This window comes from Microbispora sp. H10885 (assembly GCF_014161415.1).
Lineage (GTDB): Bacteria > Actinomycetota > Actinomycetes > Streptosporangiales > Streptosporangiaceae > Microbispora > Microbispora triticiradicis.
This window is the reverse complement of record NZ_JABBWY010000014.1, coordinates 46,811-72,393: the sequence shown is the minus strand read 5'-3', so window position 1 is coordinate 72,393 and position 25,583 is coordinate 46,811. Positions and strand designations below refer to the sequence as shown.

The following is a 25,583-nucleotide window of genomic DNA, read 5'->3' as shown; positions in this document are numbered from 1 at the left end:
CGGGATGCCCCGGCTCGCGCTCTCCCCGGAGTTCCTGCACGGGCTCGACGCGCTCCCCCGGCCCGTCCGCCGGGAGGCGATCCTCGCCGTGCGCCGCTTCCTGCTGAACGCCTCCACCGCGCCGCACCCCGAGAGGGTGCGCAACTGCCGCGATCCCCGGGTCGCCACGCTGCGGCTCGCCGACCGCCACCGGGGAGTGGTCGTACGGCAGGACGACGTCTACTGGCTGCTGACCGTGCTGCCGGACGCCGAGGCGTGGTCGTACGCCCAGCGGCACCGGTTCGGGGTGAACACGGCCGTCGGGATCGTGGAGGTCTGGGACGCCGAGGCGCTGGAGCGGATCGAACCGGCCCTGCGCCGGGCGTCGCGGAGCGGCGGCCGTCCGGTGTTCGAGGACTTCTGCGACACCGACCTGCTGAACATCGGCGTGGACGCCCGCCTGCTGCCGCTGCTGCGGATGATGACGTCGGAGGCCCACCTCGCCGCGGTGGAGCCGCTGCTCCCGCGCAGCCAGTTCGCGCCGCTGTCGGCGCTGGCCCGGGGCGGCTCGCTCGCGGCGGCCTGGCGCGAGCTGGACGCCTGCCGTTGCCGGGCGGCCGACGAGGTCGACCCCGAGGACCTGCTCACCGCGCTGCGGCGCAGTCCCGACCGGGCGGCGTTCGCGGCCGACGCCGCCGAGCTGGAGCGGCTCGTCGCCCAGCCGCACTGGTGCACGTTCCTCTACCCGCCGCAGCACACGTACGCCAACTGGCCGGCGTACGACGAGCCGGTGCTGATCACCGGGGGCGCCGGCACCGGCAAGACGGTCATCGCGCTGCACCGCGCGGCCCTGCTGGCTCGGGCGGCCACCGGCCCTGTCCTGCTGGTCACGTTCTCGCAGGGCCTAGCGACCGAGCTGTCCGCGCGGCTCGACACGATGGTCGGCGACGAGCTGGTGCGCAAGCGCGTCGAGGTGGGGAACGTGGACCGGATCGCCCACCGCATCGTCGCCGAGGCGGAGGGCCGCGCCCCGGCTCTGGTCTCCTCCGACGACCTGGCCGGGCTGTGGCAGGAGGCGGCGGCCGGGCGCTTCGGGAAGCACTCGGGCAGGCGCTTCGGCAGCGCGTTCCTGCTGCGGGAGTGGGAACAGGTGATCCTCGCGCAGGACCTGCGGACGCTGGAGGAGTACCAGGCTGCGGCCCGGCCGGGCCGCAGCGTGCCGCTGGACGCCGGGGCGAGGACCCTGGTGTGGGAGGCCGTCCAGCACGTCATCGGGCGGCTGCGCGAGACGGGTCGGCGGACCCTTCTCCAGCTCGCCTCCGAGGCGGCGGGGCTGCTGGGGCGGGCCGTGGGCGACCTGCTGGGCGACCGGGAGCCGGGGCGGGAGCCGTACCGGCACATCGTGGTGGACGAGGCGCAGGACCTGCACCCCGCACAGTGGCGGCTGCTGCGGGCCGCGGTCCCCGCCGCGCCGAACGACCTGTTCATCCTGGGCGACCCGCACCAGCGCATGTTCGACACGCGGGTCGCGCTCGCGGACGTCGGCATCCCCGTCCGCCGGTTCCATCTGAAGCTCTCCTACCGGCTGCCCCCGGAGATCCTTTCGTGGGGCGTGCGGCTGCGCGGCGGCGGACCCGCCGACGGCCTGGTGGCGGGCAACGCCGGGCTGTACGGCTACCGCGGGCTGGGCCACGGTCCGCGCCCGATGGTGCGCGAGTACGTGACCCCGGCGGCGGAGATCGCCGGCCTCGTCTCGACGGTGGCCGAATGGCTGCGGGAAGGCGTGCCCACGGCCGAGATCGCGGTAGCCGCGCGTACCGCTGACCTCGTGCGCACCGCCCGTACCGCACTTCGCGAAGCGGGCATCACGGTCAAAGTCGCCTTGCTTCACGGGATGAAAGGGCTGGAATTCCGCCGGGTCGCCGTGATAGGCGTGGCTGACGGAATCGTGCCGGCGCCCGACGCGCTGACCCCGGCCGCCGAGGATCCGACGGCACGGGCGCACGATCTGCAACGCGAACGGGGGCTGCTCTACGTGGCGTGCACACGAGCGGGAGAGTTGCTCTACGTGTCCTATTCGGGACGCGCCAGTCCCTTCCTGCCTGTGTGACCACCTTGGCCTGATCCCCTAGTGTGAACTGCGGATATATTCCCCTCGCCGGTTGGACCTGCATGAACCTGAGCCTTAGCGACATCGTGCCTCCGCTGCGCTGGACCGCGCCCAGCCAGGTAGAGCCGATCGCGAGCGACCCCGGTCTTCCCGACGCGTGGTGGCAGGCACTCCCCCTCGACCGGGCCTGCGCGGCGGTGGGGACCGTCCAGATCGCCTCCCGGCTCGCCGACCTCACCAGCGCCTGCTGGGCGCATCTGGTCCTCGGCGACATCCTGCCGCTGCTGAGGTTCACCCACCCCGAGGAGAGCCTGCAGACGCCCGGGCCCCGCGATGTCGTCCACAAGCTGTTCATCGACGTCATCGACAGGCTGCTGGCCACCGAGCCGGCCGGGGAGCCCGCCGGGGTCCCGGTCCCGCCGGCCCTCCCCGAACGGCCGATGGCCGAGATCATCGACGAGATCTTCGCCCGGCTGGACGACCGCCAGCGGGCCATCGCCAGGGACCGGCTCTACTACGACACCTCCCAGCAGTCCGGCCAGCACCCCGGCCAGGCCCAGCGCGCCACGCTCGACGAGCTCGCCCAGCGCTTCTCCGTCACCCGCGAGCGGATCCGGCAGATCGAACGCGACCTGCGCGACCACGTGCTGGAGTGGCTGCAGAGCCCGGCCGCCGCGCCGCTCAACGCCCACCTGGCCTGGCTGCGTACCCGGCTCGGCTCCGCGGTGCCCGCCGACGACCTCGCCGCGGCCGTGCCGTGGCACCGCACCGAGCTGATCACCCTCGCGATCCCCGCGTGGCGGTTCGTCCGCACGCTGCTGACGGGGTACGACCAGGTGGACGGCTGGCTGGTCGCGGGCGGCGCGGACGAGCTCAGGGAGAAGACGCGCCAGCTGTTCGCCGACGGCCCCCGCCCGATGGACGAGGCGGTCGCGCAGGTGGCCCAGCTCGGCGTACGCGAGGACGTGGCCGAGCGCTGGCTGGCGTCGGTGCCGCACCTGCGCGTACTCGAAGGGCACGTCGTGCCCTGGCCGCGCAGCATGGGCGACAAGGCCGAGGCCGTGCTGGCGGTCTCCGGCGGACCGTTGACGCCGGAGGAGATCCAGGCCCGCATCGGCGAGGACTACAGCCTCGTCGGGCTGCGCAACCAGCTCGCCGCCGACGAGCGCTTCATCCGGCTCGACCGCAGCAAGTACGGCCTGCGCCGCTGGGGCGGCGAGGAGTACCTGGGCATCCGCGAGATGATCACCCGGGAGATCGAGCGCGCGGGCGGCGAGGCGTCCGTGAGCACGATCGTGGACAACCTCACCTCGCGCTACGACGTGAGCGAGAGCTCGATCAGGGCGTACGCCGGAGGGCCCGGGTTCGAACGCACCCAGCGCGGCTACATCAGGGTCGCGGGGCAGGCGCAGGGCGAGCCGTACCAGCCGCGCCGGGACGTCTCGATGACCCGGCGCTGCTTCCGCAGCCGCGACGGCCGGTGGTGGCACCGGGTCGACGTCAACGCCGAACACCTCCGGGGCTCCGGCTCGCCGCTGCCGACGGGTTTCGCGGCCCATCTCGGCATGGCGCCCGGGGGCCAGCTCACCGTGTCGACCTCGTCGGGCGAGGTGGTGATCAGCTGGCACAACCAGCCGACCATCGGATCGATCAGGAACGTGCTGGCCGACTACAACGCCTCCGAGGGCGACCACGTCTTCCTCACCGTCTCCGACGGCGGCGAGCTGCTGACCCGGTTCCTGCCCGCCGCCGCGGCCGGGCTGCCCGCGATCAACCAGGCCCTGCACCTGATCGGGTACACCGCGCCGGTGGCGTCCGAGGCCGAGGGGCTGCGCCTCATCGGCGCGCGCATCGGCCTGGCCGAGGGAACCGGCCGGGAAGAGGTGCTCGACCGCCTGCGCGACCGCGGCGACCGCGAGATCCTCCGCTTCCTGTCCTGACCTTCCTCTCCTGACCGAGGGCTTCCTGACTCAGGTTCCTTGCTCGGGTGAAGGGGACGCCGGGCGCAGCACGTAGGCTCAAGGCATGTTGCGGCTCCACGACACCCTGACCCGGCAGATCGTGCCCCTCGTACCGGCGGGTTCGCGGATCCTGCGGATGCACACCTGCGCCGCACACGGGCCCGCCGGTCTCGGCGACCCGCGCCCGCATCTGCTCGCCGACCTGATCCGCCGCCTCAGCGAGCGGGCCGGGTTGCGCGTGCTCGCCTGCCGGAACGTCTACGACCTCGGGCACGGGAGCGACGACGGAGCCTCGCTCGAAGCCGAGTCCCTCGCGCTCAACCTGCGCGTGCCCGAGCACTCCCCCCGCACCAGCGAGACCATGGGCCTGATCATCGAGCTCATCGGACGGCTCATCGAGCGCGGCCACGCGTACGCCACCCCGGAGGGGGCGGTGCTGTTCGACGCGGCGTCCTTCCCCTCCCATGGGGAAATCCGCGGTGAAGCGGCCTCCGGCGACTGGACGCTGTGGGAGCCCGGTGACGAGGACGGCGTCGGCGCGGCCTGGGACGCGCCCTGGGGACGCGGGCTGCCGAGCCGCGACATCGAGTGCACGGCGACGCCGCTGCGGTTCCTCGGGCCGCGCTTCGACCTCTACGTCGGCGGCGACGACCTGCGCTCCCCGCACCACGAAAGGGTGCGGGCCCAGTCGAACGCCGCCACCGGCGAAGAGGCGGCCGCCCACTGGGCGCACGCCGGACGCCTGCTGTTCGAGGGCCGGCCGGTGGGCTCCAACGGCGGCTCGTCTGGTGAGTCTGAAGGTGACTTTCCCGGTGGTTCTCCTGATGGTTCTTCTGGCGGTTCTTCTGGCGGCGCCCTGACGCCGTCCCGCGTGGCCGCGGCGGGGCTCGACCCCCTGGCCGTACGGCTGGCCCTGCTGCGGCACCCTTACCGGCAGCAGGTGGACCTCACCTGGGACACCCTGAAGACGGCCGACGCGGAACTGCGCCGCCTGCGGCGGAGCGTGGCCGAGTGGGCGGAGTCGCCCAGCCGCCCGATCGACGCCGCGCACGCCGAACGCGTCCAGAGTGCGCTGGACAATGATCTCGACACCCCGGAGGCCCTGCGCCTGCTCGGCGACCTGGAGACCGACGAGTCGGTCGCGCCGGGAGCCAAGTTCGAGACCTTCCTCCACTTCGACCACGTGCTCGCCCTCGACCTGCCCGCCGAAATAGGCAGGATCTGACCTCCACGGCAGCGCTCCGGGCAGGCCGAGTTCCGAGCGCCTGCCGGCTCGATTCCAAGCGTCCTGCCGACTCTGTTTCGAGAGCACCGCCGGCTTGAGTTCCGGGAGCCGTCTCGGTGGTAACAACCCGCACGCCTAAGCGGCGGCGAGCGCGCCTCTCGGCGGCCTGTTCCGCGAGTCCAACGCGGGTCCGCTGCGGTCCGCTGCGGGCGAGACGGAACTGCGGGCGGCGAGCTGCCGCATCATCCGGCATCCCCTGGCGACAAATCGCCCGACAAATGGCTGAAACACGTTAATAGACCGCCGATTTGTGACTCCAACAAATCGCCATGCAGAGGTGTTCACGGCGCACTGGTATGAAAGAATTCATACAGGCTTTCGAATCAGTGAGCGGTGAGGAGACGTGATGGATCTGTTCGACACTGATCCTGAGCACCTCCGTCGTTCGAACGATAATGGTGATGGCGACTGGTGGGATCAGCTCACCGCCAACTCGCCCCTTTGGTCGTCCGAGGGCGCACTTGCCCGTGAATATGTGCCGATCGTCGATCCCGATGTGCGCAAGCACGCGAGCCGGTTCGACGATTCGGCGAAAACGCCCAACTTCCACCGCGCATTCGAGACTCGTGGCGGCAACGCGCCCGATACTGATTTCACCGGTGATGAGACCGCGAGTGGTGTCTCTCCTGACGGCGTCGGAGGAGGAGCCTGGAGCGACGATCCCGCTGGCGTTCCCTACTGCGCTTTGGCGGGCGATCCGGGCGGTTTTCCTGGTGGCGCTTCTGGTGCTGTTCCCGGTGGTGCGTCGGACGGTGCCGCGGGCGCTGGCCGGAACGATGCAGGCCGTGATCAGGATGCTTCTGGTGCTGGTGGCGGCGGTGCATCGTCGTGGGTGGCGGTGACGGCGGTTGGTGAGGCGGCGCGGGCGGTGGCGCTGGTGCCGGTGCCTGAGTCGGCGGAGGTGTGTCTGGCCGAGGCGGAGGAGCTGCTGGCGGCCCGCGATCGCATCACTTCGGCGTTGGCCGCTCGGGTGGGCCGGGTGCATCGGTCCGGAGAGGCGAAGAACCATGGGCACGCCTCCACCAAATTGTGGCTGCGCTCGGTCGGCGGGATGACCATCCCCGGAGCCGGTCGGTTGGTGACGATGGGCATGGAGTTGGGTCGTCTGTCGCGGGTGCGTGAGCGGTTCGCGGAGGGCAGCCTGGCCGAGGGGATCGTGGAGGCGATCTGCACGGCCACGGCGGGGTTGGCTGATGAGCAGGCGATCACCGCTGAGGGGATTTTGCTGGAGTTGGCGGGTTCGGCGGGTGCGGCGGAGGTGGCCAAGGCGGGGCGGTATCTGCGGGCGGTGCTGGACCCCGACGGCCACGAAAGCGATGAGCAGGCCGACTTCGACCGCCGCTTCTTCCGGGTCCGGCGGCGCCGGAACGGCGGGCTGGAGGGAGAGTTCTACCTCCCGGTCGAAGCCGCCGCGCGGATGCAGCACCTGCTGGACGTCTACGCCAGGCCCAAGGCCGAGGGCGACGACCGCACCCCGAGCGTGCGGAACGCCGATGCGGTCATCGCGTTCCTGGAGAACAAGATCGCGACCGAGCTCCTGGTGCTGGTCAACGCCGAAAGCCTCCCCGACGACCCCCCAGCCGACGAACCCTCAGCCGACGAACCCTCACGCGAGCCCGGAGGCACCGACCCCTCAGGTGATCCCACAGCCAGCCCTTCAGACGACCCCACAGCCGACCCCTCAGGCGACCCCACAGCGGACCATGCCACCAGCGGCCCCTCAGACACCGATCCGAGCGACGGCCCTGGCCCCGACCGCTCCGGCACCTACCCAGGCCCTGGTCCTGATCCCGACCTGTCGGGCACCGGCCCGATGGGCACCTGGCTGGGAGGAGACGCCCGGGTGGGGCGCGAGACCTGGCCGGGAGGCCGGGCGTGGCTGGGAGGCAGCGTCCGGCGGGAAGGTGATGCCTGGGAGGGGGTGGGGGTGAACAGTCCGCCGCCGGGGGTGTGGTTGCGGGGGTTGCCGGGGCTGATCCTGGCGACCGGGCATCTGCTGCCCGCCTCCAGCGTGCACCGGCTGGCTCGCACCAGCACGTTGGTGCGGATCGTGATGGACGCCGGTGGGCAGGTGCTGGACATGGGCCGCAAGGTTCGCCTCGCGACCCCGGCTCAGCGGCGGGCGGTCTTCGCGCGGTATGCCACCTGCTGGGTGGACGGCTGCCCGCTGCCCGCCACGATGTGCCAGATCGACCACGCCGAGGACTGGTGCAGCGGCGGACTGACCGACCTCAAACTGCTGGGACCGGCGTGCCAGTTCCACAACCGCGACCGCTACCGCCACCCCACCCGCTACACCCGCCGCAAGATCGGAACCGACCGCTGGGCCTTCACCTACCGCAACCCCCGCACCACACGACTGCGGGTATAGGGGCGGGCGGCGCGTGGGAGCCGGGCGGGCCGTCAGAGGTCGAGGCCGGTCAGAGGTCGAGGCCGGTCAGAGGTCGAGGCCGGTCAAAGGTCGAGGCCGGTCAGAAACCGACATCGGCCAGAAGCCAGCATCGGTAAGAAGCCGAGGCCGGTCAGAGGTCGAGGCGGTCGGGGGCGACGAGGATGCCGTCCTCGTCGCTGTAGAGCCATTCGCCGGGGGTGAACGTGACCTCCCCGAAGGTCACCGGGACGTCGACCTCCCCCAGGCCGGTCTTGGCGCTCTTGCGGGGATTGGAACCAAGTGCCTTGATGCCGAAGTCCAGGCCGGCGAGCGCCGCCGTGTCGCGTACGGCGCCGTTGACGACCACGCCCGCCCAGCCGTGCTTCAGGGCGGCGGTCGCGATCACGTCGCCGAGCAGCGCCGTACGCAACGACCCGCCGCCGTCGACCACCAGCACCCGGCCCTCGCCCGGCGATCCGATGGCCTGCCTGACCAGCGCGTTGTCCTCCAGGCAACGGATGGTGGAGATCCGGCCGGAGAACCGCGGACGCGAGCCGTACGAACGGAACTGGGTGAGGCAACTGCGCAGCGCGTCGCCGTGGGCGTCGTAGAGATCAGCGGTGGCGAAGCTCATGCGGAAATTGTGCCAAAGCGCCTCGTCAGGGCAGCCTACGGCTCTCGCCGACCGCCAGGTCCCACAGGTCGCCGGGGTCGAGGCCGCGCGACTCCCAGGCGGCGCGGGCCTCGCGCACCGGTTCCAGGAGCGGCTCGCCGGACAGCACGAAGGTGCCCCAGTGCATCGTCGCCATCCGCCGGGCGCCCACGTCGATGCATCCCTGTACGGCCTGCCCGGGATCGACGTGGGAGACCTTCATGAACCAGCGGGGATCGTAGGCCCCGACGGGCATGAGGGCGAGGTCGATGCCCGGATAACGCTCACCGATCTGGGCGAACCGTTCCCCGTAGGCCGTGTCGCCCGCGAAGTAGACCCGGTGCTCGGAGGAGCTGAGCACCCAGCCGCCCCACAGTGTCCGGCAGGTGTCCCACAACGTACGGCGGCTCCAGTGGTGGGCCGGGACGAAGTCGAACGACACCTCGCCGAGGCGGGCCGACTCCCACCAGTCCAGTTCGGTCACGTTGTGGAAGCCCCGGCGCCGGAACCAGGCCGCGAGCCTGGCGGGCACGAAGACGGCCGTGTCTCGCGGCAGGCGGCGGATGGTCGGCGCGTCGAGGTGGTCGTAGTGGTTGTGACTGATCACGACCGCGTCGACCTTGGGCAGGTCCGACCAGGCGACGCCGGGAGGGGTCAGCCGCTGGCGCACTCCGGGGATCTTCCGGGACCACACCGGGTCGGTCAGGACGGTCAGCCCGCCGATCTGCAGCACGAACGTCGCGTGGCCGACCCAGGTCACCATGGTCTCGGTCGCGGCGGCGCGGGGCAGGCCCACACGTTGGACAGGAATCTGGTCGCCGTCGCCGATGTCGGGCCTGAGCTGCCCGTGCCACATGACGCTCGTCACCTCTCGGAAGTCCGGGAGGGGAGCGGTCAGCCGGTCGGCGAAGCTCGACGGCCACCGGCGGGGAGTGGTGGCGGGCCGTACGACGACATCGGAAGAAACGCGTATTTCTGGGGCCTCAGGGCTCTCCGGCTGGATCGTCTGCGACATGGGGAACTCCCTTCCGCTCTCATGATCCCCACGAGACCGGAAATATTCCTCCTACGACCGGCGGATTCGATTCCCCCTCCATCGCGCCCTCGCCCACAGGGGACGCAGCCGGGGATAGCCGCCGTCGTCGAGGCCGGCCATCCGTTCGAAGAGGTTCCACGAACCCGGATGGCCGCAGAGGGCGAACGAGACCGCCGAGGCGACGAGGTACAGCACGACCATCGGCAGGCCGACGCAGAAGGCGTACTGCGTGGCGTGGCGCGCCTCGTGGTCGAGCAGCCGGCCGGTGAGATAGCCCTCGCCGTACTTGGTGAGGATCACGTTGCCGACCGTGAAGGCCCCGGCGACCGGGAACGGGATCCGGTAGCCGTGCGCGTAGACGAGCCCTCGCTCCCCCCTGCACGTGCGTGCCCGGCCGAGCCTCGCGATCAGCAGGCCGAGGGGCGTGGAGAGATTGGCGTAGTTGATGACCTGCCGGACCCGGTGCGACCGCCGCATGTCCCCAGGATCGGCGACTCTCCGGAGCCGGGCAAGCTGCCGGGCAGGCTACATGACAAGCTCACGCCCGGCCGTACGACCGCAGCAGCCAGGAGCCGGTGGAGCGGGTCACGGCCACGGCGGCCGCGACGGCGAGGACGCCGCCGTAGAGGTACCAGTAGCCGGCGGGGTTCCCGGCGATCGCGAGGTCGCCGGCCCGCTGCGGCGTGGACAGCACGAACGACACGAGGAGCCAGCCGGCGGCCGGGACGAGGGCCCCCAGCTTGCCGCCCATCATCCTGCCCATCGCGTACGGCAGGGCGAACAGCACGACCAGCCACGCGATCGCGGCGATCGGCAGCCCGCCCAGGTACCACGCGTGCTGGAAGCCGCCGACGACCCCCAGCACGAGCCCCAGCAGGAAGAGCATGCCGTAGGCCGCGCCTGCCACGGCCCCGGCCACAGGACCGGCGTCAGGGCCGGGACCGTCCTCGGCCCCGACCTGCGTCTCCTCGGTCTCCGGGGTCATAGCGCCAACCTAGCCGATGCCGGAGAACAGGTCGCTCTCGCGGTCGTACGGCTCGCCGATGCCTCCCGCCTCCGGGGGCACGCCGATGCCGGGCGGCCCGGGCACCCCCGCGCGCAGGATGTAGTGCTCGACCCCGAGGATCTGCTGGCCGACGTTGTTCGACAACGCGAACCAGGGCGCGTCGACCGCGATCTGGGTCGCGTGCGCCCGCATCGCGTCGACCTTGGCCTCGACGTACGGCCGGGCGTCGATCTCGGTCGTCACGTCCTCGTCGGGGCACGACGGCAGGTCCTCGACCGAGTCGGGCACCCAGAAGCCGACGCGGGTCTCGCGCATCGTCTCCGTCGTACGCCGCAGCACGGACCTGGGCATCGCGGTGCAGTAGAACTTGGCGACGCGCCACGGCTCCCCGCCGGGGTGCTCCGGGTCGGCGGCCAGCTCGAAGGCCCGCCAGGAGACGCGGTACGCCTGGATGTGGTCGGGGTGGCCGTAGAAGCCGTTCTCGTCGTAGGTGACGAGCACCTGCGGCCTGACCTCCCGGATCACCTTGACCAGCTCGCCCGCGGCCTCGTCGAGGCCGGCCCGCCAGAAGCAGCCGGGGCGGTCGTTGGCCGCCCCGCCCATCATCCCCGAGTCGCGCCAGCGGCCGGCGCCGCCGAGGAACCGGTGATCGGTGACGCCGAGCGCCTTGCACGCCGCGGTGAGCTCGCCGATGCGGTACGTGCCGAGGGTGTCGTCCCGGTCGGCCGCGTGGTGGGCGAGCTCCGGGGGAATGACCTCGCCCTCCTCGCCGAGGGTGCAGGTCACGAGCGTCACATGGGCGCCCTCGGCGGCGTACTTGGCCATGGTCGCGCCGGTGCCGATGGTCTCGTCGTCGGGGTGGGCGTGCACGAGCAGCAGACGGCGGTCAGTCATGCCTCCGAGGGTAGTGCCCTCCTGCTGGCAGTATGAGGAGCTATGACGGAGAGCTTCCCACGGTTGCATGCCAGGACCCGGCGGTTCACCCTCGGGGTGCCGCGCGGCTTCACGATCTCCCCCGACGGGGGTCGTGTGGTCTTCCTCAGGACGAGGTCGGGCACCGATCCGGTGACGTGCCTGTGGGAGCTGGACGTGCAGTCCGACGGCGCGACCGGCGCCGAGCGGCTGGTCGTCGACCCGCTCGCGCTCGGCGCGGCCGACGAGGACCTGCCGCCGGAGGAGCGCGCCCGCCGTGAGCGGTCGCGGGAGTCGGCCGGCGGCGTGGTGGCGTACGCCACCGACCGGGAGACGCGGCTCGCCGTCTTCGCGCTGTCCGGCGAGCTGTACCTCGCCGAACTCGCCACGGGCGAGGTGCGGCGGCTCCCGGCGGCGGGGCCGGTCATCGACCCCCGCCTCGACCCCACCGGCACGCGGGTGGCGTACGTGACGGGCGGCGCCCTGCACGTGCTGGAGATCGGCAGCGGGGCCGGCACAGGCGCCGACACCACGCTCGCCGAGCCGGAGAGCGACACGGTCACCTACGGCCTCGCGGAGTTCATCGCGGCCGAGGAGATGGACCGGATGCGCGGCTACTGGTGGTCGCCCTCGGGGGACCGCCTGCTCGTGGCCCGGGTGGACGAGGCGCCGGTCGCGCTCTGGCACATCGCCGACCCGGCCAACCCCTCCCGCGAGCCCGTCCCCCAGCGCTACCCCGCCGCCGGCACGGCCAACGCCGAGGTCACGCTGTGGGTCATCGGCCTGGACGGCACGCGTACGGAGGTGCCGTTCGAGCAGGAGTACCTGGCGACGGCCGTGTGGGACGCCCACGGCCTCGCGCTCGTGACGCTCTCGCGGGACCAGAGGAGCATGCGCCTGCTGTCGGCGGACCCGGACACGGGCGAGACGACGATCCTGCGTGAGGACACCGATCCGGCCTGGGTGGAGATCGTCCCCGGCGTGCCGGCGCGTCTGTCCGGCGGGACGCTCGTCTGGGTGGCCGACGCCGAGGGCGGGCGCCGCCTCGTGGTCGGCTCCGAGCCGGTCACGCCGCCGTCGCTGCAGGTCCGCGCGGTGCTCGACGTGGACGGTGACACGGTGCTCTTCCAGGCGAGCGGCGACTCCACCGAGATCCACCTGTGGACGTACCACGACGGCACCCTCAGCCCGGTGACCACCGAGCCGGGCGTCCACTCCGGCCGCCGTGCGGGCGGGACGACGCTCGTCATCCGGCAGAGCCTCGACACCGAGGGCGTGACGGTGTCGGTCAGACCAGCGTCTGCAGGGGGATCCTCGATCAGGTCGGTGGCGGAGCGGCCCGGCCTGGAGCCGCGTGTCTCGCTGGTCCGCGCGGGCGAGCGCGAACTGGCCGCGGCGGTCCTGCTGCCGTCCTGGCACGTGCCCGGCTCGGGCCCGCTGCCCGTCCTGATGGACCCGTACGGCGGGCCGCACGCGCAGCGGGTGCTGTCCGCCCGGCGGATGTTCCTGGAGTCCCAGTGGTGGGCCGAGCAGGGCTTCGCGGTGATCGTGGCCGACGGGCGGGGCACGCCGGGGCGCGGCCCGGCCTTCGAGCGGGAGATGCTGCACGACTTCACGATCTCCCTGCAGGACCAGGTGGACGCCCTCCAGGGCGTGGCGGCCCTGCACCCGGGCGATCTCGACCTGTCGCGGGTGGCGATCCGGGGCTGGTCGTTCGGCGGCTACCTCGCCGCGCTCGCGGTGCTGCGCCGCCCGGACGTGTTCCACGCCGCCGTCGCGGGGGCGCCGGTCACCGACTGGCGGCTGTACGACACCTGCTACACCGAGCGCTACCTCGGCCACCCGGACGAGGGCCACTACGAGAGGTCGTCCCTCCTGGGCGACGCCGAGAAGGGCGCCGGGAGTGAGACCGGGAAGCAGGAGCGCCCGCTGCTGCTGATCCACGGCCTGGCCGACGACAACGTGGTCGCCGCGCACACGCTGCGGCTGTCGTCGGCCCTGCTCGCGGCGGGGCGCCCGCACACCGTACTCCCGCTGTCGGGCGTCACGCACATGACCCCGCAGGAGGTCGTCGCCGAGAACCTGCTGCTCCTGCAGCTCGACTTCCTCAAGAAGTCCCTGAACATGACCGGCTGAACATGATCGGCTGAACATGACCGGCTGAGTCACCGGGCGGTGCCGTGCCAGCTGTCCCACAGCGCGGCGTAGGCGCCGCCCGCCGCCACCAGTTCGTCGTGGGAGCCCAGCTCGCTGATCCGGCCGTCCTCCACGACGGCCACCCGGTCGGCGTCGTGCGCCGTGTACAGCCGGTGCGCGATGGCGATCACCGTACGGCCCTCCAGCACGGCCGCGAGCGAGCGCTCCAGGTGGCGGGCGGCGCGCGGGTCGATCAGCGAGGTGGCCTCGTCCAGCACGAGCGTGTGCGGGTCGGCCAGGACCAGCCGCGCGAGCGCGAGCTGCTGCGCCTGGGCGGGCGAGATCGCCGCGCCGCCCGAGCCCACGGTCGTGTCCAGGCTCCGCGGCAACGCGGCCACCCACTCCCAGGCGTCCACGGCCTCGAGGGCGCGGCGTACGTCCGGGTCGGCGGCGTCCGGGCGGGCGATCAGCAGGTTGTCGCGCAGCGTGCCCCGGAACACGTGGTGCTCCTGGGTGACCAGCGCGACGTGCCCGCGCAGCTCGTCGAGCGGCAGCTCGACCAGCGGGACCCCGCCGACCGTGACCGACCCGGTCCGCGGCCCGTGCACCCCGGCCAGCAGCCGGCCGAGCGTGGACTTGCCCGCCCCGGACGGCCCGACCATGGCCAGCCGCTCCCCCTGGCGTACGTCGAGGTCGACGCCGTGCAGCACGTCGTGGCCGGGGCGGTAGGCGTACCGCACGCCGCCGGCCTTCAGTTCCTCCCCCACCGGCCGGGCGGTTCCGGCCGCGCGGTCGTCGGGGACGCCGCCGACGCCCAGGAGCCGGGCCATCGAGGCCGCGCCGACCTGCAGCTCGTCCGTCCACGACAGCAGCCGGTCGAGCGGGTCGATGAGCTGCTGGACGTACAGCGTGGCGGTGGTCACCTGGGCCACCGACACCCAGCCCTCGATGTGGAACAGCCCGCCGACGAGCAGGGTCGCCACGACCGGGACGACATAGCTGAACTCGACGGCCGGGAACCACACCATGCGCAGGCCGAGGGTGTAGCGCTCGGCCGCGAACGACCGGGCGATGTCCCGGTCGGTCCGCTCGTGGCGGCGGTCCCGCAGGCCCAGCGCCTCGATGGTGCGCGCGCCCTCGACCGTCTCGGCCAGGCCCTCGGTCATGTCGGCGTACGCCGCGTTCTCGCGCAGGTAGCCGTCCCTGGCGCGGGTGAGGTACCACCTGGTGGAGATCCACAGCAGCGGTACGGCGATCAGCGACGGCACGGCCATGAGCGGCCCGACGAGGATCACGGCGCCGACGACGAAGGCGCCGGTCACAACGGCGATCAGCGTCTCCGGCACGGCGTGCCGCACGGTGCGCGACAGCGCGTCCACGTCCCGGGAGGTGCGGGTGAGCAGGTCACCGGCGCCGGCCCGCTCGACCGTCGACAGCGGCAGTGCGAGCACCTGGCCGACGAAGTCCTCCCGCAGTTCGGCCAGGACCTTCTCGCCCAGCCGGGAGGAGGCGTACACCGCGAACCTGATCAGCACCGCCTGCGCGGCCACGAAGGCGGCGATGGCCAGGGCGACCGCGTCCACGCGCAGACCGGCCCTGCCCTCGGCGAGGCCCTCCACCAGGCCACCGAGCATCCGGGGGGCGACCAGGCCCGCGACGGCCGCGAGGGCGTGCAGGGCCAGCGCCAGGCCCAGCTCACGCGGATACTTCAGCGTCAGCCGGCGCGCGTAGGCGCGCACCTGCGCCCGGTCGGCGACCGGCAGGATCTCGCGGGCCATTCCTGAACCTCTCAGTCCTCTCCGCGGGTGACGGCCGAGCGGTAACCGGGCGACGTGCCGAGCAGCGTGCGGTGGCCGCCCTCGGCCCGCACCACGCCGCCCTCGACGTACAGCACGTGGTCGGCCCGGTCCAGCACGAGCGGGCTGGTCGTGCAGACGAGGGTCGTCCGGCCGGCCCGCGCCTTGCCCAGCCGCTCGGCGACGCGGGCCTCGGTGTGGGCGTCGACCGCGCTGGTGGGCTCGACCAGGATCAGGATCTCGGGGTCGGCGAGCAGCGCCCGGGCGAGCCGCAGCCGCTGCTGCTGGCCGCCGGAGAACTCCCGGCCCGACTCGGCCACGTACGCGTCGAGCCCGTCGGGCAGGGCCGCCACGATGTCCTCGGCGCAGGCCGCGTACAGCGCCTGGCCGATCTCCTCGTCGCCGGCCGTGCCACGCACGTCCAGCTCGTCGCGCAGCCGTCCGGAGAACAGCCGCGCGCCGTTGTCGGCGACCACGATGTGCTCCCTGACCTCGGCGAGCGGCAGGTCCGTCAGCGGCGCGCCGCCGAGCGTGACGTCGCCGGGGGCGAAGGCGCCCAGGCGGTCGGCGACGGCGATCGCGTCCTCGGGCGCGGCGGCGGCGAGCGCGGTCAGCCGGCCGGGCCGGACCTCGACGCCCGACTCGCCGTCGCGGAGCGTGCCCTCGCCGGCGGTGAAGCGGGCGTCGCCACCCGTGATCTCGGGCTCCAGCGACAGGATGCGGCAGACGCGGCGGGCCGCCACGTGCCCCTTGGTGAGCTTGTCGGCGGCCTCGGTCAGCGTGCGCAGCGGCGCGATCAGGAAGACCGCGTAGCCGTAGAACGCCACGAGCTGGCCGGGGGTGATGCGGCCGTCGAGCGCGAAGTGCGCGCCGAGCCAGGTCACGCACGCGATCAGCACGCCGGGCAGCAGGATCTGGGCGCCTTCGAGCAGGGACTCCACGGAGGCCACCCGGACGCCGGCGTGCCGTACGCGCTGCGACTCCTCGCGGTAGCGCGCGGCGAAGACCTGCTCGCCGCCGACTCCCCGCAGCACCCGCAGGCCCGCCACGATGTCGGCGGCGCGGGTGGCGAGGTCGCCCTGCAGGTCGCGCTGCTCGTGCTGACGCCGGTGCAGCGGCTTCAGCAGGGGACCCACGGCGGCCGCCATCAGCGGCACGCCGATCAGCACGACCAGGCCGAGCGGGACCGACGTGGCGATGAGGATCACCGTCACCGCGACGATCGCGACGACCGCCCCGGCGCCGCGCAGCAGGATGTCCATCGCGTTGCCGATCTGCGCGATGTCCGAGTTGCCCACGCTGACGACCTCGCCGGTCGACAGCCGCTTGGGCAGCGTCGCCCCGAGCCTGGCCGCCTGCCGCACGGTGACCTGCACGGTGCGGTACGCCGCCGACAGCCAGGTGAAGACGGCGAAGCGGTGGCGCATGACCCCGGTGACCGCCTGGACCACGCCGAGCCCGAGCAGCACCGCCGACCAGGTGAGGAGCGTTTTCGAGTCCGCCGCGGTGACGGCGTCGACGGCCCGGCCGACCGCGGACGGCACCAGCGCCTGGCCCAGCCACCACAGCACCGAGAGGCCCACTCCGGCCAGCAGCGGGGCGCTCTGGGCGCGCGCCACCCACCACAGGTACCGGAGGGGCCCGCGGGCGTCTGGAGTGCCGGGATCGGTCACAGGAAGAGAGCGCATGGTTGTTCCAGCCTCGCAAGATCGCAGGTCGGAGGGCAAATCGTTTTCTTTGCCGTCAACCAGGGTTGACATGATCGCGCCGTCAACCTATGTTGACGACATGAGCGACACGGCACAGCTGGCGAGCGACGCCGGCAGCCGCGATCCGGCCATCGGCCTGCGGGCCGTACGGGCCCTGCGGCTGCTGGTGGAACGGCTCGAGGCGCTACAGGTGGAGAACGCGCGCGCGGCGGGATGGTCCTGGCAGGACATCGCGCTCCTGCTCGGGGTGTCCCGGCAGGCGGTGCACAAGAAGTACGCGGGCGGCCGAGGACTGCTGAGACGGGAGAAGTAGATGTTCGAACGGTTCACCGAAGACGCCCGGCAGGCCGTGCGGCAGGCCGTCGAGGAGGCCAGGCGACTGCGGCACGGGCAGGCGGGCACCGAGCACCTCCTGCTCGGCCTGCTGAGCGTCACGGACTCGGCCTCCGCCCGGCTCCTCGCGGCCCGTGGGGTCGACCGCGAGCGGGTGCGCACGGAGATCCTGCGCATCCGCGGCAACACGGCCGGCGGGGAGATCGACGCCGAGGCCCTGGAGACGATCGGCATCGACCTGTCGGCCGTGCGGCGGAAGGTCGAGGAGGCCTTCGGCCCCGGCGCGCTCGACCACGAGGCGCCCCGGGGCCGCCGGGGGGTCCCCGGCGGCGGCCGCTGGGCGACCGTCACCCCGCGGAGCAAGAAGGTGCTCGAACTCGCGTTGCGCGAGGCCGTCGCGCTCAAGAGCAAGGAGATCCGCGACGGGCACATCCTCCTCGGCATCATCCGGGAGGGCGAGGGCCTGGGCGTACGGGTCCTCGCCGACGCGGGGGTGAACCTGGTCGCCCTCCGGGAGGACGTCAAGAGTCACCTGGCCGGCGCGGGGCGGCAGCGGTGACAGTGGTTACCGGGGCCGACCGGCCGGTCAGTCGGTCGCGGCCGCGGCCGCGTCCGTGACGCTTCCGTAGATGGGGAACGCGGCGTACAGCCCGGTGACCGTGAGGATCCTCCGGAAGACGCCCTCGACACCGGCGAGCCTCATGAAGCCACCCGCCGCGACGGCGCGGTCGTGCGTCTCCAGCAGCAGCCGCAGCCCCATGGAGTCGCAGAATCCGAGCCGGGCGGTGTCCAGGACGAGCCGGGTGTAGCCCTCGTCGAGCAGCTTGTCCAGCGCGGGGCGGAGCCGCTCGCCCGAGATCACGTCGAGCTCACCGGTCAGGGTGACGAGAGTGTGCGTCGCCTCATGGCTCACCGTGACGGCAAGTCTCGTCATCGCCTGTCCTCAGCCCGGAAAGATCTACAGAGAAGCTACACCTCTGAGCATCCCACGGCGACAGGGACAGGCAAGGCGTTGACGGCGACCACGCCTCACCCTCGATCGCTCAACCCGGACACCGCCGCCGTCACCGCCGCCGTCACCGCTTCCGCCTCCGCGGGCGGCACCGGCTCGGGCGTCTGGGCGAGCCGGATGACGTTGGCGTCGGGATCGGCGAGAGCCCACAGTGTCGCCAGTCCGAGCTCCGACGTGCTGCCCGGCTCGACCTGCATGAGGACGAGTTGCTGGCCGGGGGCGCTCCTGGCCGTGTAGAAGTCGTACTCGAACGCCAGCTCGCCGGCCAGCCGATGACGGAACCGTTTGGTGTCGGTCGTCCTCGGGCGCAGGTCGCGCTGAGTCTGCAGGCGGCGGAACTCCTCGCTGTGCTCCGCGAGCTCCTCGACGAGCTGGGACAGGAGTGGATCCTGCGGACCCATCGCCGCGACGGTCCGTATGTGCGCCGCCTTGAGATAGGCGGTCTTCTCCCAGTCCGCGTAGAAATGGACGGCTTCGGGGTTGAGGAAGACCAGCCGGATGAGGTTGTCGTTGCACTCCAGCCCCGCGTAGAGCGCATCGGCGAGACGGTTGGTCGCGAGCATGTTCATCCAGCGGTCGATGATGAACCCGGGTGTCCGCGTCCATCCGCGCAGCACCCGGAGGAGGGTGGGCGCGGCCTGCTCGCGGTGTTCGACGACCCGGCACCCCTTCGGCAACGGGTGGGCGAGTGCGTGCAGATACTCGACGGCCTCGGCGTCGAGGCACATGACCCTGGCGAGGGCGCCGAGGACCTGGTCGGAGGGATTGCGTTCGCGCCCCTGTTCCAACCGCGAGTAGTAATCGGTGCTGATGCCCGCCAGGACGGCCACCTCCTCCCGGCGGAGCCCCGGGGTACGGCGGTGACCGACCCTCGCCAGGCCGGCCTGCTCGACCGGCGTGGCCTCCCGGCGTGCCCGCAGGAACTCTCCGAGGAACCGGTTCCGTTCCATACCTCCACAGTAGGCGGCGTTTTCCCGTCTGAGGGGGAGTTCCACACCAAGGTTGGGTGCGTCCTGGCAGGTGAGCGGTGGAACGCGGATTCTGGAGACGTGGCGCCACCTGGCCTTCGAGGAGTGACCGACCATGTCTCCGGAACGACCACACCGCACGCTGCGACGGGTGAACGAGATCGCCAGGAGGCTGGACGCCGTCAACCGTGGCGAAACCGTGGGCCGAGTCCCCGAGCCGTACGGGTACGGGCCGGTCTCCCGGCTCGGCCGCAGCGTCAACGGCACCCTCGCCCGCCTCGACGATACGAACCGGCGCCTCAGGGAGCTGCGCGACCGGCAGCGTCGGTGCGCCCGCGACCTCTCACATGAGCTGCGTACCCCGCTCACCGCGCTGCGGACGCGCTTGGAGGACGCGCGGTCGCATCCCGATGAGGCCGGCCTGCCGGCCCTGCTGGAGCAGACGCTCGGCGACGTCGACCGGCTGGAGTCGATCGTCACCGACCTGCTGCTGCTCACCAGGCTGCGCGCCGCCGAACCCGGGTCGACGATGCGGCTGGATCTGGGCCGCCTCGTACAGGACGAGACCTCCCTCCAGTCCTGGGGGAGCGTCCACCTGAGTATCCGGCCGGGGGTCGTGGTCGAGGTGGCGGAGGACCTCGTCCGGCGCGCCCTGGCCAACCTGCTCGACAACGCGGTGCGGCACGCCAGGACCCGTGTCCGGGTGGAGGTCCGGCATGGGAAGGACACCGGTGAGCTGCTGGTCACCGACGACGGGGAGGGGATCCCCCATGGCCAGTGGGAGCGGGTCTTCGATCCGTTCTACCGGCTGGACGCCGCCCGCAGCCGCGCGCAGGGCGGCCCGGGCCTCGGCCTGACCATCGCCAGGGAGATCGCAGAAGCACACGGCGGCGGCCTGCAGGTCAGGGATTCGTCCGCCCCCGGGGCGTTCTTCCTGCTGTGGCTCCCGCTCGCGAGGGATGCCTGATCACGCCGGCCCGAGAGCCGTCAGCGGTCGCCCGCGATCTCGAACAGTCCGCCCATCTCCGGGCCTGGGGGGTGCCGCGGGCCCGCGTCGGACGCGCTGCCGAGCGCCTCCTCGACCGTCGGGTGCTGCTCGAAGACGTTGCGCAGACCCGTGATCGTCAGCACCCGGCGCAGCACGCCCTGCACGCCGCTCAGGATCAGCCTGACGTTCGCGGCCTGACCCCGCTGAAGTGCGGAGATGAGCTCGCTCAGCCCCCGGGAGTCGCAGAACATGATCTCGGCGACGTCGATGACGACGACAGAGATCCTGGACGACTCCCAGACCTGCCGCAGCTCCTCGCGCAGCAGGTGGGCGGTGGTCGCGTCCAGGTCGCCCTCCGCGTACACGACGAGAGCGTCGCCTCGCGCGACGGACGCGACCTTCAAGGTCGAACGGGGACCGGACACGAACATGCACACTCCTCGCCTGCGGGTTCACGGCAGACGTGTTACGCCAACACAAATCACACGTTACCCGGGAGCAGGGGAGGTTATGTGCCCGGACACCGGAACTCGGGGCCCCAGAGCGATGTCGCGCTACTTGGAAGCCGACCTGAGGTAGTCGGCGTTCATCCGGGCGATCGTGTCGAACGGGATGCCCTTGGGGCACACGGCCGTGCACTCGCCGGTGTTGGTGCAGCCGCCGAAGCCCTCCGCGTCCATCTGCTCGACCATCGCCCTGGCCCGGGAGTCGCGCTCCGGCTGGCCCTGCGGCAGCAGGCCGAGGTGGGTGATCTTCGCGGCGGTGAACAGCGAGGCCGAGCCGTTGGGGCAGGCCGCGACGCAGGCGCCGCAGCCGATGCAGGTCGCGGCGTCGAAGGCGGCGTCCGCGTCCTCCTTGGGCACCGGGACGGCGTGGGCGTCGGGCGCCGACCCGGCGGGGACGGAGACGAACCCGCCCGCCTGGATGATCCGGTCGAACGACGACCGGTCCACCACCAGGTCCTTGATCACCGGGAAGGGCGCGGCCCGCCACGGCTCGATGGTGATGACCGCGCCGTCCTCGAAGTGCCGCATGTGCAGCTGGCAGGTGGTGGTGGCGCGCTGCTCGCCGTGCGCCACCCCGTTGATGACCATGCCGCACATGCCGCAGATGCCCTCGCGGCAGTCGTGGTCGAAGGCGACCGGGTCGTCGCCTTCCAGGATCAGCCGCTCGTTCAGCACGTCGAGCATCTCCAGGAACGACATGTCCGGGGAGACGTCCTCGACCCGGTAGGTCACCATCCGCCCCTTGTCGGAGGAGCCGGACTGGCGCCAGATCTTCAGGGTCAGGTTCACTTGTAGCTCCGCTGGGTCATCTTCACGTACTCGTAGTCCAGCTCTTCCTTGTGCAGGACCGGGCCGTCGGGGGTCCACTCCCACGCGGCGACGTACGCGAAGTTCTCGTCGTCGCGCAGCGCCTCGCCGTCGGCGTCCTGCGACTCGGCCCGGAAGTGTCCGCCACACGACTCGGTGCGGTGCAGGGCGTCCACGCACATCAGCTCGGCCAGCTCGAAGAAGTCGGCCACCCGGCCGGCCCGCTCCAGCGCCTGGTTGAGCCCCTCGGCGTCGCCCGGCACCTTGACGTTGTTCCAGAACTCCTCGCGCAGCTCGGGAATGCGCTCCAGCGCCTTGCGCAGCGACTCCTCGGTGCGCTCCATGCCGCAGTAGTCCCACATGATCCGGCCGAGCTCGCGGTGGTAGGAGTCGGCCGTACGGGTGCCGTTGACGGAGAGGAGCCTGTCGATTCTGTCCTGGACGGCCTTCCTGGCCTCGTCGACGTCGTCCTCCTCGACCGGCCCGAACGCGCCGGCCCCGGCGAGGTAGTCGCCGATCGTCGTCGGCAGCACGAAGTAGCCGTCCGCCAGACCCTGCATGAGGGCCGAGGCGCCCAGGCGGTTCGCGCCGTGGTCGGAGAAGTTGGCCTCGCCGATCACGAACAGGCCGGGGATGGTCGACTGGAGGTCGTAGTCCACCCACAGCCCGCCCATCGTGTAGTGGACGGCCGGGTAGATGCGCATCGGGACCTCGTACGGGTTCTCGCCGGTGATGCGCTCGTACATCTCGAAGAGGTTGCCGTACTTCTTCTCGACGGCGTCGCGGCCGAGCCGGGCGATGGCGTCGGCGAAGTCGAGGTAGACGCCGAGCCCGCCCGGGCCGACGCCGCGTCCCTCGTCGCAGACGTTCTTGGCGGCCCGGCTGGCGATGTCACGCGGCACCAGGTTGCCGAACGCCGGGTAGATGCGCTCCAGGTAGTAGTCGCGCTCGTCCTCGGGGATGTCGGCGGGGGCCCGGCCGTCGCCCTTGCGCAGCGGCACCCAGACGCGGCCGTCGTTGCGCAGCGACTCCGACATCAGGGTCAGCTTCGACTGGTAGTCGCCGCTGACGGGGATGCAGGTCGGGTGGATCTGGGTGAAGCAGGGGTTGCCGAAGTAGGCGCCCTTCTTGTGCGCCCGCCAGATCGCCGTGGTGTTGCAGCCCTTGGCGTTGGTGGACAGGAAGAACACGTTGCCGTAGCCGCCGGTGGCCAGCACGACCGCGTCGGCGAGGTGGGTCTCGATCTCGCCGGTGACCATGTCGCGGACCACGACGCCCCTGGCCCGCCCGCCGCTGACGACGACCTCCAGCATCTCGTGGCGGGTGTGCATCTCGACCGTGCCGGCCGCGATCTGACGCTCCAGCGCCTGGTACGCGCCGAGCAGCAGCTGCTGGCCCGTCTGGCCGCGGGCGTAGAAGGTGCGCGACACCTGGGCGCCGCCGAAGGAGCGGGTGTCGAGCAGGCCGCCGTACTCGCGGGCGAAGGGCACGCCCTGCGCCACGGCCTGGTCGATGATGTTCACGCTGACCTGGGCGAGGCGGTAGACGTTCGACTCGCGGGCGCGGAAGTCGCCGCCCTTGACGGTGTCGTAGAAGAGCCGGTAGACGCTATCGCCGTCGCCGCGGTAGTTCTTGGCGGCGTTGATGCCGCCCTGCGCGGCGATCGAGTGGGCCCGCCGGGGCGAGTCCTGGTAGCAGAACGACTTGACCTTGTAGCCCAGCTCGCCGAGCGTCGCGGCGGCCGAGCCGCCGGCCAGGCCGGTGCCGACCACGATGACGGTCAGCTTGCGCTTGTTGGCCGGGTTGACCAGCTTGGCCTGGAAGCGCCGGGTGTCCCAGCGGTCCTCGACGGGACCCGACGGCGCCTTGGTGTCCCGGATGGGCTCCCCGGTCCGGTATGTGCCGGGCCGGGGCGGGGACACGGGCAGGGACACGGACGGAGACGGGGACGGCGACGGGACCACCGGCTCCTGCTGCTGGCGGCGGCGGAACTTCACTTGACCACTCCGATCATGATGCAGACGGGCGCCGCGACGAATCCGACCACGAGCACCGCGGAGACCACGGCGGCGCCCGCCCTGAGCGCGTTCCGGACGCGGGGGCGGCGGGTGAGGCCGAGCGACTGGAACGCGCTCCACAGGCCGTGCCGCAGGTGAAGGCCGATCATGACCATGGCGACCAGGTAGAACAGCCCCACCCACCAGCGGCCGGGCTGGAAGCCGGCGATCATCCGGTCGTACGGCGTGGCGTCGCCGCCCCCGGGGTTCACCGTGCCGAAGGTCATGTCGAGCAGGTGCCAGATCACGAACAGCACGATGATCACGCCGCCGTACCGCATGGTGCGCGTGGCGTACCCGCCGGCCTGCGACCTGCGCTTGGCCGCGTACTTGACGGGCCGCGCCTTGGCCGCGCGGCGGGCGAGCGACACGGCCGCCCACATGTGCAGCGCGACGGCGAGCACGAGCACGATCTCGGTGATCGTCAGCAGGGTCCGGTCGGGCAGCGCGGGCGAGCCCACGGTACGCAGCCAGTCGGCGTAGTGGTTGAAGGAGCCGGCGCCCAGGAAGATCTTGAGGTTGCCGAGCATGTGGCCGAGCAGGAAGAGCACGAGCACGGCACCCGTGACGGCCATGACGGCCTTCCTGCCGGCGGAGGTGCCGAACAGGCCGCGCCGGGCGGGCGTACGCGGGCCGGGACGGGCCGGCGCGCGGGACACGTCCCGCCGGGGAACCGGCGCGGTCGCCGAGCCACGCCCCACCGAGCCGTGATCAACGGAGCCGTGATCAGCAGGGCCGTGCCCCGGAACATGGTCGACAGAGTGGTCAATGGTGGCAGTCACGTATGGAAACGCTAGGTTCGGTCTTTCCAGGCGTCCAAGTCATCGCGGTTCTGGTTTCGATAGCCGGGGGCTATGCCCTCTGCGCCGTACGCATGCGGGGCCGGGACGCGCCGGGCGGGTGCGACCAAACTCACAGTCCGGGGGCCGCATCGGGCCGCCGGCGACCATAGCCGTAGGCTATCGAGCTGTGCAGCTCCAGCAACTGGCCTACTTCACGGCCGTGGCAGAGACGCGGCACTTCACCCAGGCCGCCGAGCGGATGCGGGTCGCCCAGCCGTCGCTGAGCAAGCAGATCAAGAGCCTTGAGACGGAGCTGGGAGCCCCGCTGTTCAGCCGGGCGCGGGGGAACGTCACGCTCACTCCGGCGGGTGAGGCGCTGCTGCCGCTCGCCCGCCGCATCCTGGCCGACGCCGACACGGCCCGGCGGGAGGTCGCCGAGCTCGCGGGGCTGCGGCGGGGGCGGGTCCGCCTCGGGGCGACCCCGTCCCTGTGCGCCGGGTTGCTGGCCGACGCGCTGGCCCGCTTCCACCGCGACTACCCTGGTGTGGAGTTGCGGGTCGAGGAGGGCGGGTCGCGCGACCTGGTGCGGGACCTCGCCCGCGGTCAGCTCGACCTGGCGCTGATCATCCTGCCGCTGCAGAGCAGCGATCCGGCCCTGGTCACCCAGGAGATCCTGAGCGAGAACCTCGTCGTGGTCTCCGGGGGCGACCGGGGGCGCAAGCCGTTCATGCGGATCGAGGACCTGCGCGGGCGGCCCCTGGTGATGTTCCGCCGGGGCTACGACGTGCGGGAGGCGACGCTCGCCGCCTGCCGTCAGGCGGGTTTCGAACCCCGCTTCGCGGTGGAGGGCGGGGAGATGGACGCGGTGCTGCGCTTCGTCGAGGCGGGGCTCGGCATCGCCGTGGTGCCCTCGATGGTGCTGGAGAACCGGCCGGGGCTGGTCGGCACACCACTGGTGCCGGGGCTCCGCCGTACGGTCGCTCTCGCCCACCGCAAGGACGTGGAGCCGACGCGGGCGGCGCAGGCCTTCCGCTCGACGCTGCTGTCGTTCCTGAGCGAGGCCGCGCACGCCGGGACCCTCGCCCCCGGAATCGAGGCACTCGTCGCGATGTGAGTAGCCATGTGAGTAGCCAGGGGAGCCGCACCCCGCCCTCCCCTGACGCTAAGTTTGTCCCCA

Annotated in this window: 23 protein-coding genes; 10 read left to right on the top strand and 13 right to left on the bottom strand. The window is 72.0% G+C overall.

Annotated elements, in window-relative coordinates; translation table 11 throughout:
* Window positions 1-4: 4 nt before the first annotated feature.
* From HHX37_RS31415 to HHX37_RS31395, 5 genes are all read left to right on the top strand, one after another.
* Entirely contained in the window at window positions 5-2,089 is a 2,085-nt protein-coding gene (locus HHX37_RS31415; protein WP_182883458.1) for a UvrD-helicase domain-containing protein, read from the top strand.
* Window positions 2,090-2,151: 62 nt separating this feature from the next.
* A complete protein-coding gene (locus HHX37_RS31410) occupies window positions 2,152-4,029 on the top strand; it encodes a sigma factor-like helix-turn-helix DNA-binding protein (protein WP_182875895.1) in 1,878 nt (625 codons plus the stop codon).
* A gap of 85 nt (window positions 4,030-4,114) precedes the next feature.
* On the top strand, window positions 4,115-5,275 hold the full coding sequence (locus HHX37_RS31405) for a cysteine--tRNA ligase (protein WP_182887754.1): 1,161 nt from the start codon (window positions 4,115-4,117) through the stop codon (window positions 5,273-5,275).
* Between the two features lie 674 nt (window positions 5,276-5,949).
* Window positions 5,950-6,177, top strand: a complete 228-nt coding sequence (locus HHX37_RS31400; RefSeq protein WP_182887753.1) for a hypothetical protein — start codon at window positions 5,950-5,952, stop codon at window positions 6,175-6,177.
* Window positions 6,174-7,706 carry an HNH endonuclease signature motif containing protein gene (locus tag HHX37_RS31395; protein ID WP_182887752.1) on the top strand — a complete coding sequence of 511 codons (1,533 nt, stop codon included), beginning with the start codon at window positions 6,174-6,176 and terminating at the stop codon, window positions 7,704-7,706. Before HHX37_RS31400 ends, HHX37_RS31395 begins: the two co-directional genes overlap by 4 nt.
* Before the next feature lie 151 nt (window positions 7,707-7,857).
* Here the strand turns inward: HHX37_RS31395 and rraA are convergent, their stop codons facing one another.
* The 5 genes from rraA to mshB all read right to left on the bottom strand — a co-directional run bounded on the left by rraA (window position 7,858) and on the right by mshB (window position 11,294).
* Window positions 7,858-8,340 carry a ribonuclease E activity regulator RraA gene (rraA, locus tag HHX37_RS31390; protein WP_182887751.1) on the bottom strand — a complete coding sequence of 161 codons (483 nt, stop codon included), beginning with the start codon at window positions 8,338-8,340 and terminating at the stop codon, window positions 7,858-7,860.
* A 25-nt stretch (window positions 8,341-8,365) separates the two neighbouring features.
* Entirely contained in the window at window positions 8,366-9,373 is a 1,008-nt protein-coding gene (locus HHX37_RS31385) for an MBL fold metallo-hydrolase (protein ID WP_182887750.1), read from the bottom strand.
* A gap of 51 nt (window positions 9,374-9,424) precedes the next feature.
* Window positions 9,425-9,871, bottom strand: a complete 447-nt coding sequence (locus HHX37_RS31380) for a hypothetical protein (RefSeq protein WP_182883465.1) — start codon at window positions 9,869-9,871, stop codon at window positions 9,425-9,427.
* A 61-nt stretch (window positions 9,872-9,932) separates the two neighbouring features.
* A complete protein-coding gene (locus HHX37_RS31375; protein WP_111701344.1) occupies window positions 9,933-10,379 on the bottom strand; it encodes a DUF6113 family protein in 447 nt (148 codons plus the stop codon).
* Window positions 10,380-10,388: 9 nt separating this feature from the next.
* Complete coding sequence (gene mshB, locus HHX37_RS31370) at window positions 10,389-11,294, bottom strand: N-acetyl-1-D-myo-inositol-2-amino-2-deoxy-alpha-D-glucopyranoside deacetylase (protein WP_182887749.1); 906 nt, start codon at window positions 11,292-11,294, stop codon at window positions 10,389-10,391.
* A gap of 42 nt (window positions 11,295-11,336) precedes the next feature.
* Between mshB and HHX37_RS31365 the strand changes: the two genes are divergently transcribed.
* Window positions 11,337-13,448 (top strand): DPP IV N-terminal domain-containing protein, encoded by a 2,112-nt coding sequence (locus HHX37_RS31365; RefSeq protein WP_182887748.1) that lies wholly within the window; start codon window positions 11,337-11,339, stop codon window positions 13,446-13,448.
* Between the two features lie 29 nt (window positions 13,449-13,477).
* Here HHX37_RS31365 and HHX37_RS31360 read toward each other — a convergent pair whose 3' ends face one another.
* Both HHX37_RS31360 and HHX37_RS31355 read right to left on the bottom strand, forming a co-directional pair.
* A complete protein-coding gene (locus HHX37_RS31360) occupies window positions 13,478-15,226 on the bottom strand; it encodes an ABC transporter ATP-binding protein (RefSeq protein ID WP_182883468.1) in 1,749 nt (582 codons plus the stop codon).
* Between the two features lie 11 nt (window positions 15,227-15,237).
* Window positions 15,238-16,932: an ABC transporter transmembrane domain-containing protein gene (locus tag HHX37_RS31355; RefSeq protein WP_182887747.1), complete on the bottom strand. Its 1,695-nt coding sequence runs from the start codon at window positions 16,930-16,932 to the stop codon at window positions 15,238-15,240.
* A gap of 100 nt (window positions 16,933-17,032) precedes the next feature.
* Here HHX37_RS31355 and HHX37_RS31350 point away from each other — a divergent pair, with 100 nt between their 5' ends.
* Together HHX37_RS31350 and HHX37_RS31345 are read left to right on the top strand one after the other, a co-directional pair.
* Window positions 17,033-17,266 carry an RNA polymerase subunit sigma-70 gene (locus tag HHX37_RS31350; RefSeq protein ID WP_111701339.1) on the top strand — a complete coding sequence of 78 codons (234 nt, stop codon included), beginning with the start codon at window positions 17,033-17,035 and terminating at the stop codon, window positions 17,264-17,266.
* On the top strand, window positions 17,267-17,845 hold the full coding sequence (locus HHX37_RS31345; protein ID WP_182887746.1) for a Clp protease N-terminal domain-containing protein: 579 nt from the start codon (window positions 17,267-17,269) through the stop codon (window positions 17,843-17,845).
* Window positions 17,846-17,872: 27 nt separating this feature from the next.
* On the opposite strand, the gene HHX37_RS31340 is transcribed toward HHX37_RS31345, so the two are convergent.
* Both HHX37_RS31340 and HHX37_RS31335 read right to left on the bottom strand, forming a co-directional pair.
* Window positions 17,873-18,220, bottom strand: a complete 348-nt coding sequence (locus HHX37_RS31340; protein WP_182887745.1) for an STAS domain-containing protein — start codon at window positions 18,218-18,220, stop codon at window positions 17,873-17,875.
* Between the two features lie 95 nt (window positions 18,221-18,315).
* A complete protein-coding gene (locus HHX37_RS31335; RefSeq protein ID WP_182887744.1) occupies window positions 18,316-19,248 on the bottom strand; it encodes a helix-turn-helix transcriptional regulator in 933 nt (310 codons plus the stop codon).
* A gap of 169 nt (window positions 19,249-19,417) precedes the next feature.
* Between HHX37_RS31335 and HHX37_RS31330 the strand changes: the two genes are divergently transcribed.
* Entirely contained in the window at window positions 19,418-20,233 is an 816-nt protein-coding gene (locus HHX37_RS31330) for a sensor histidine kinase (RefSeq protein ID WP_182887743.1), read from the top strand.
* A gap of 20 nt (window positions 20,234-20,253) precedes the next feature.
* Here HHX37_RS31330 and HHX37_RS31325 read toward each other — a convergent pair whose 3' ends face one another.
* The 4 genes from HHX37_RS31325 to HHX37_RS31310 all read right to left on the bottom strand — a co-directional run bounded on the left by HHX37_RS31325 (window position 20,254) and on the right by HHX37_RS31310 (window position 24,406).
* Window positions 20,254-20,685: an STAS domain-containing protein gene (locus tag HHX37_RS31325; protein ID WP_182887742.1), complete on the bottom strand. Its 432-nt coding sequence runs from the start codon at window positions 20,683-20,685 to the stop codon at window positions 20,254-20,256.
* 123 nt (window positions 20,686-20,808) lie between these two features.
* Entirely contained in the window at window positions 20,809-21,549 is a 741-nt protein-coding gene (locus tag HHX37_RS31320; RefSeq protein ID WP_111701333.1) for a succinate dehydrogenase/fumarate reductase iron-sulfur subunit, read from the bottom strand.
* Window positions 21,546-23,489 carry a fumarate reductase/succinate dehydrogenase flavoprotein subunit gene (locus HHX37_RS31315; RefSeq protein ID WP_182887804.1) on the bottom strand — a complete coding sequence of 648 codons (1,944 nt, stop codon included), beginning with the start codon at window positions 23,487-23,489 and terminating at the stop codon, window positions 21,546-21,548. The genes HHX37_RS31320 and HHX37_RS31315 overlap by 4 nt, the downstream gene beginning before the upstream one ends.
* A 71-nt stretch (window positions 23,490-23,560) precedes the next feature.
* On the bottom strand, window positions 23,561-24,406 hold the full coding sequence (locus HHX37_RS31310; protein ID WP_310740619.1) for a succinate dehydrogenase cytochrome b subunit: 846 nt from the start codon (window positions 24,404-24,406) through the stop codon (window positions 23,561-23,563).
* 187 nt (window positions 24,407-24,593) lie between these two features.
* Between HHX37_RS31310 and HHX37_RS31305 the strand changes: the two genes are divergently transcribed.
* Window positions 24,594-25,520, top strand: coding sequence for a LysR family transcriptional regulator (locus HHX37_RS31305; protein ID WP_111701332.1), 927 nt, complete (start codon window positions 24,594-24,596; stop codon window positions 25,518-25,520).
* Window positions 25,521-25,583 lie beyond the last annotated feature (63 nt).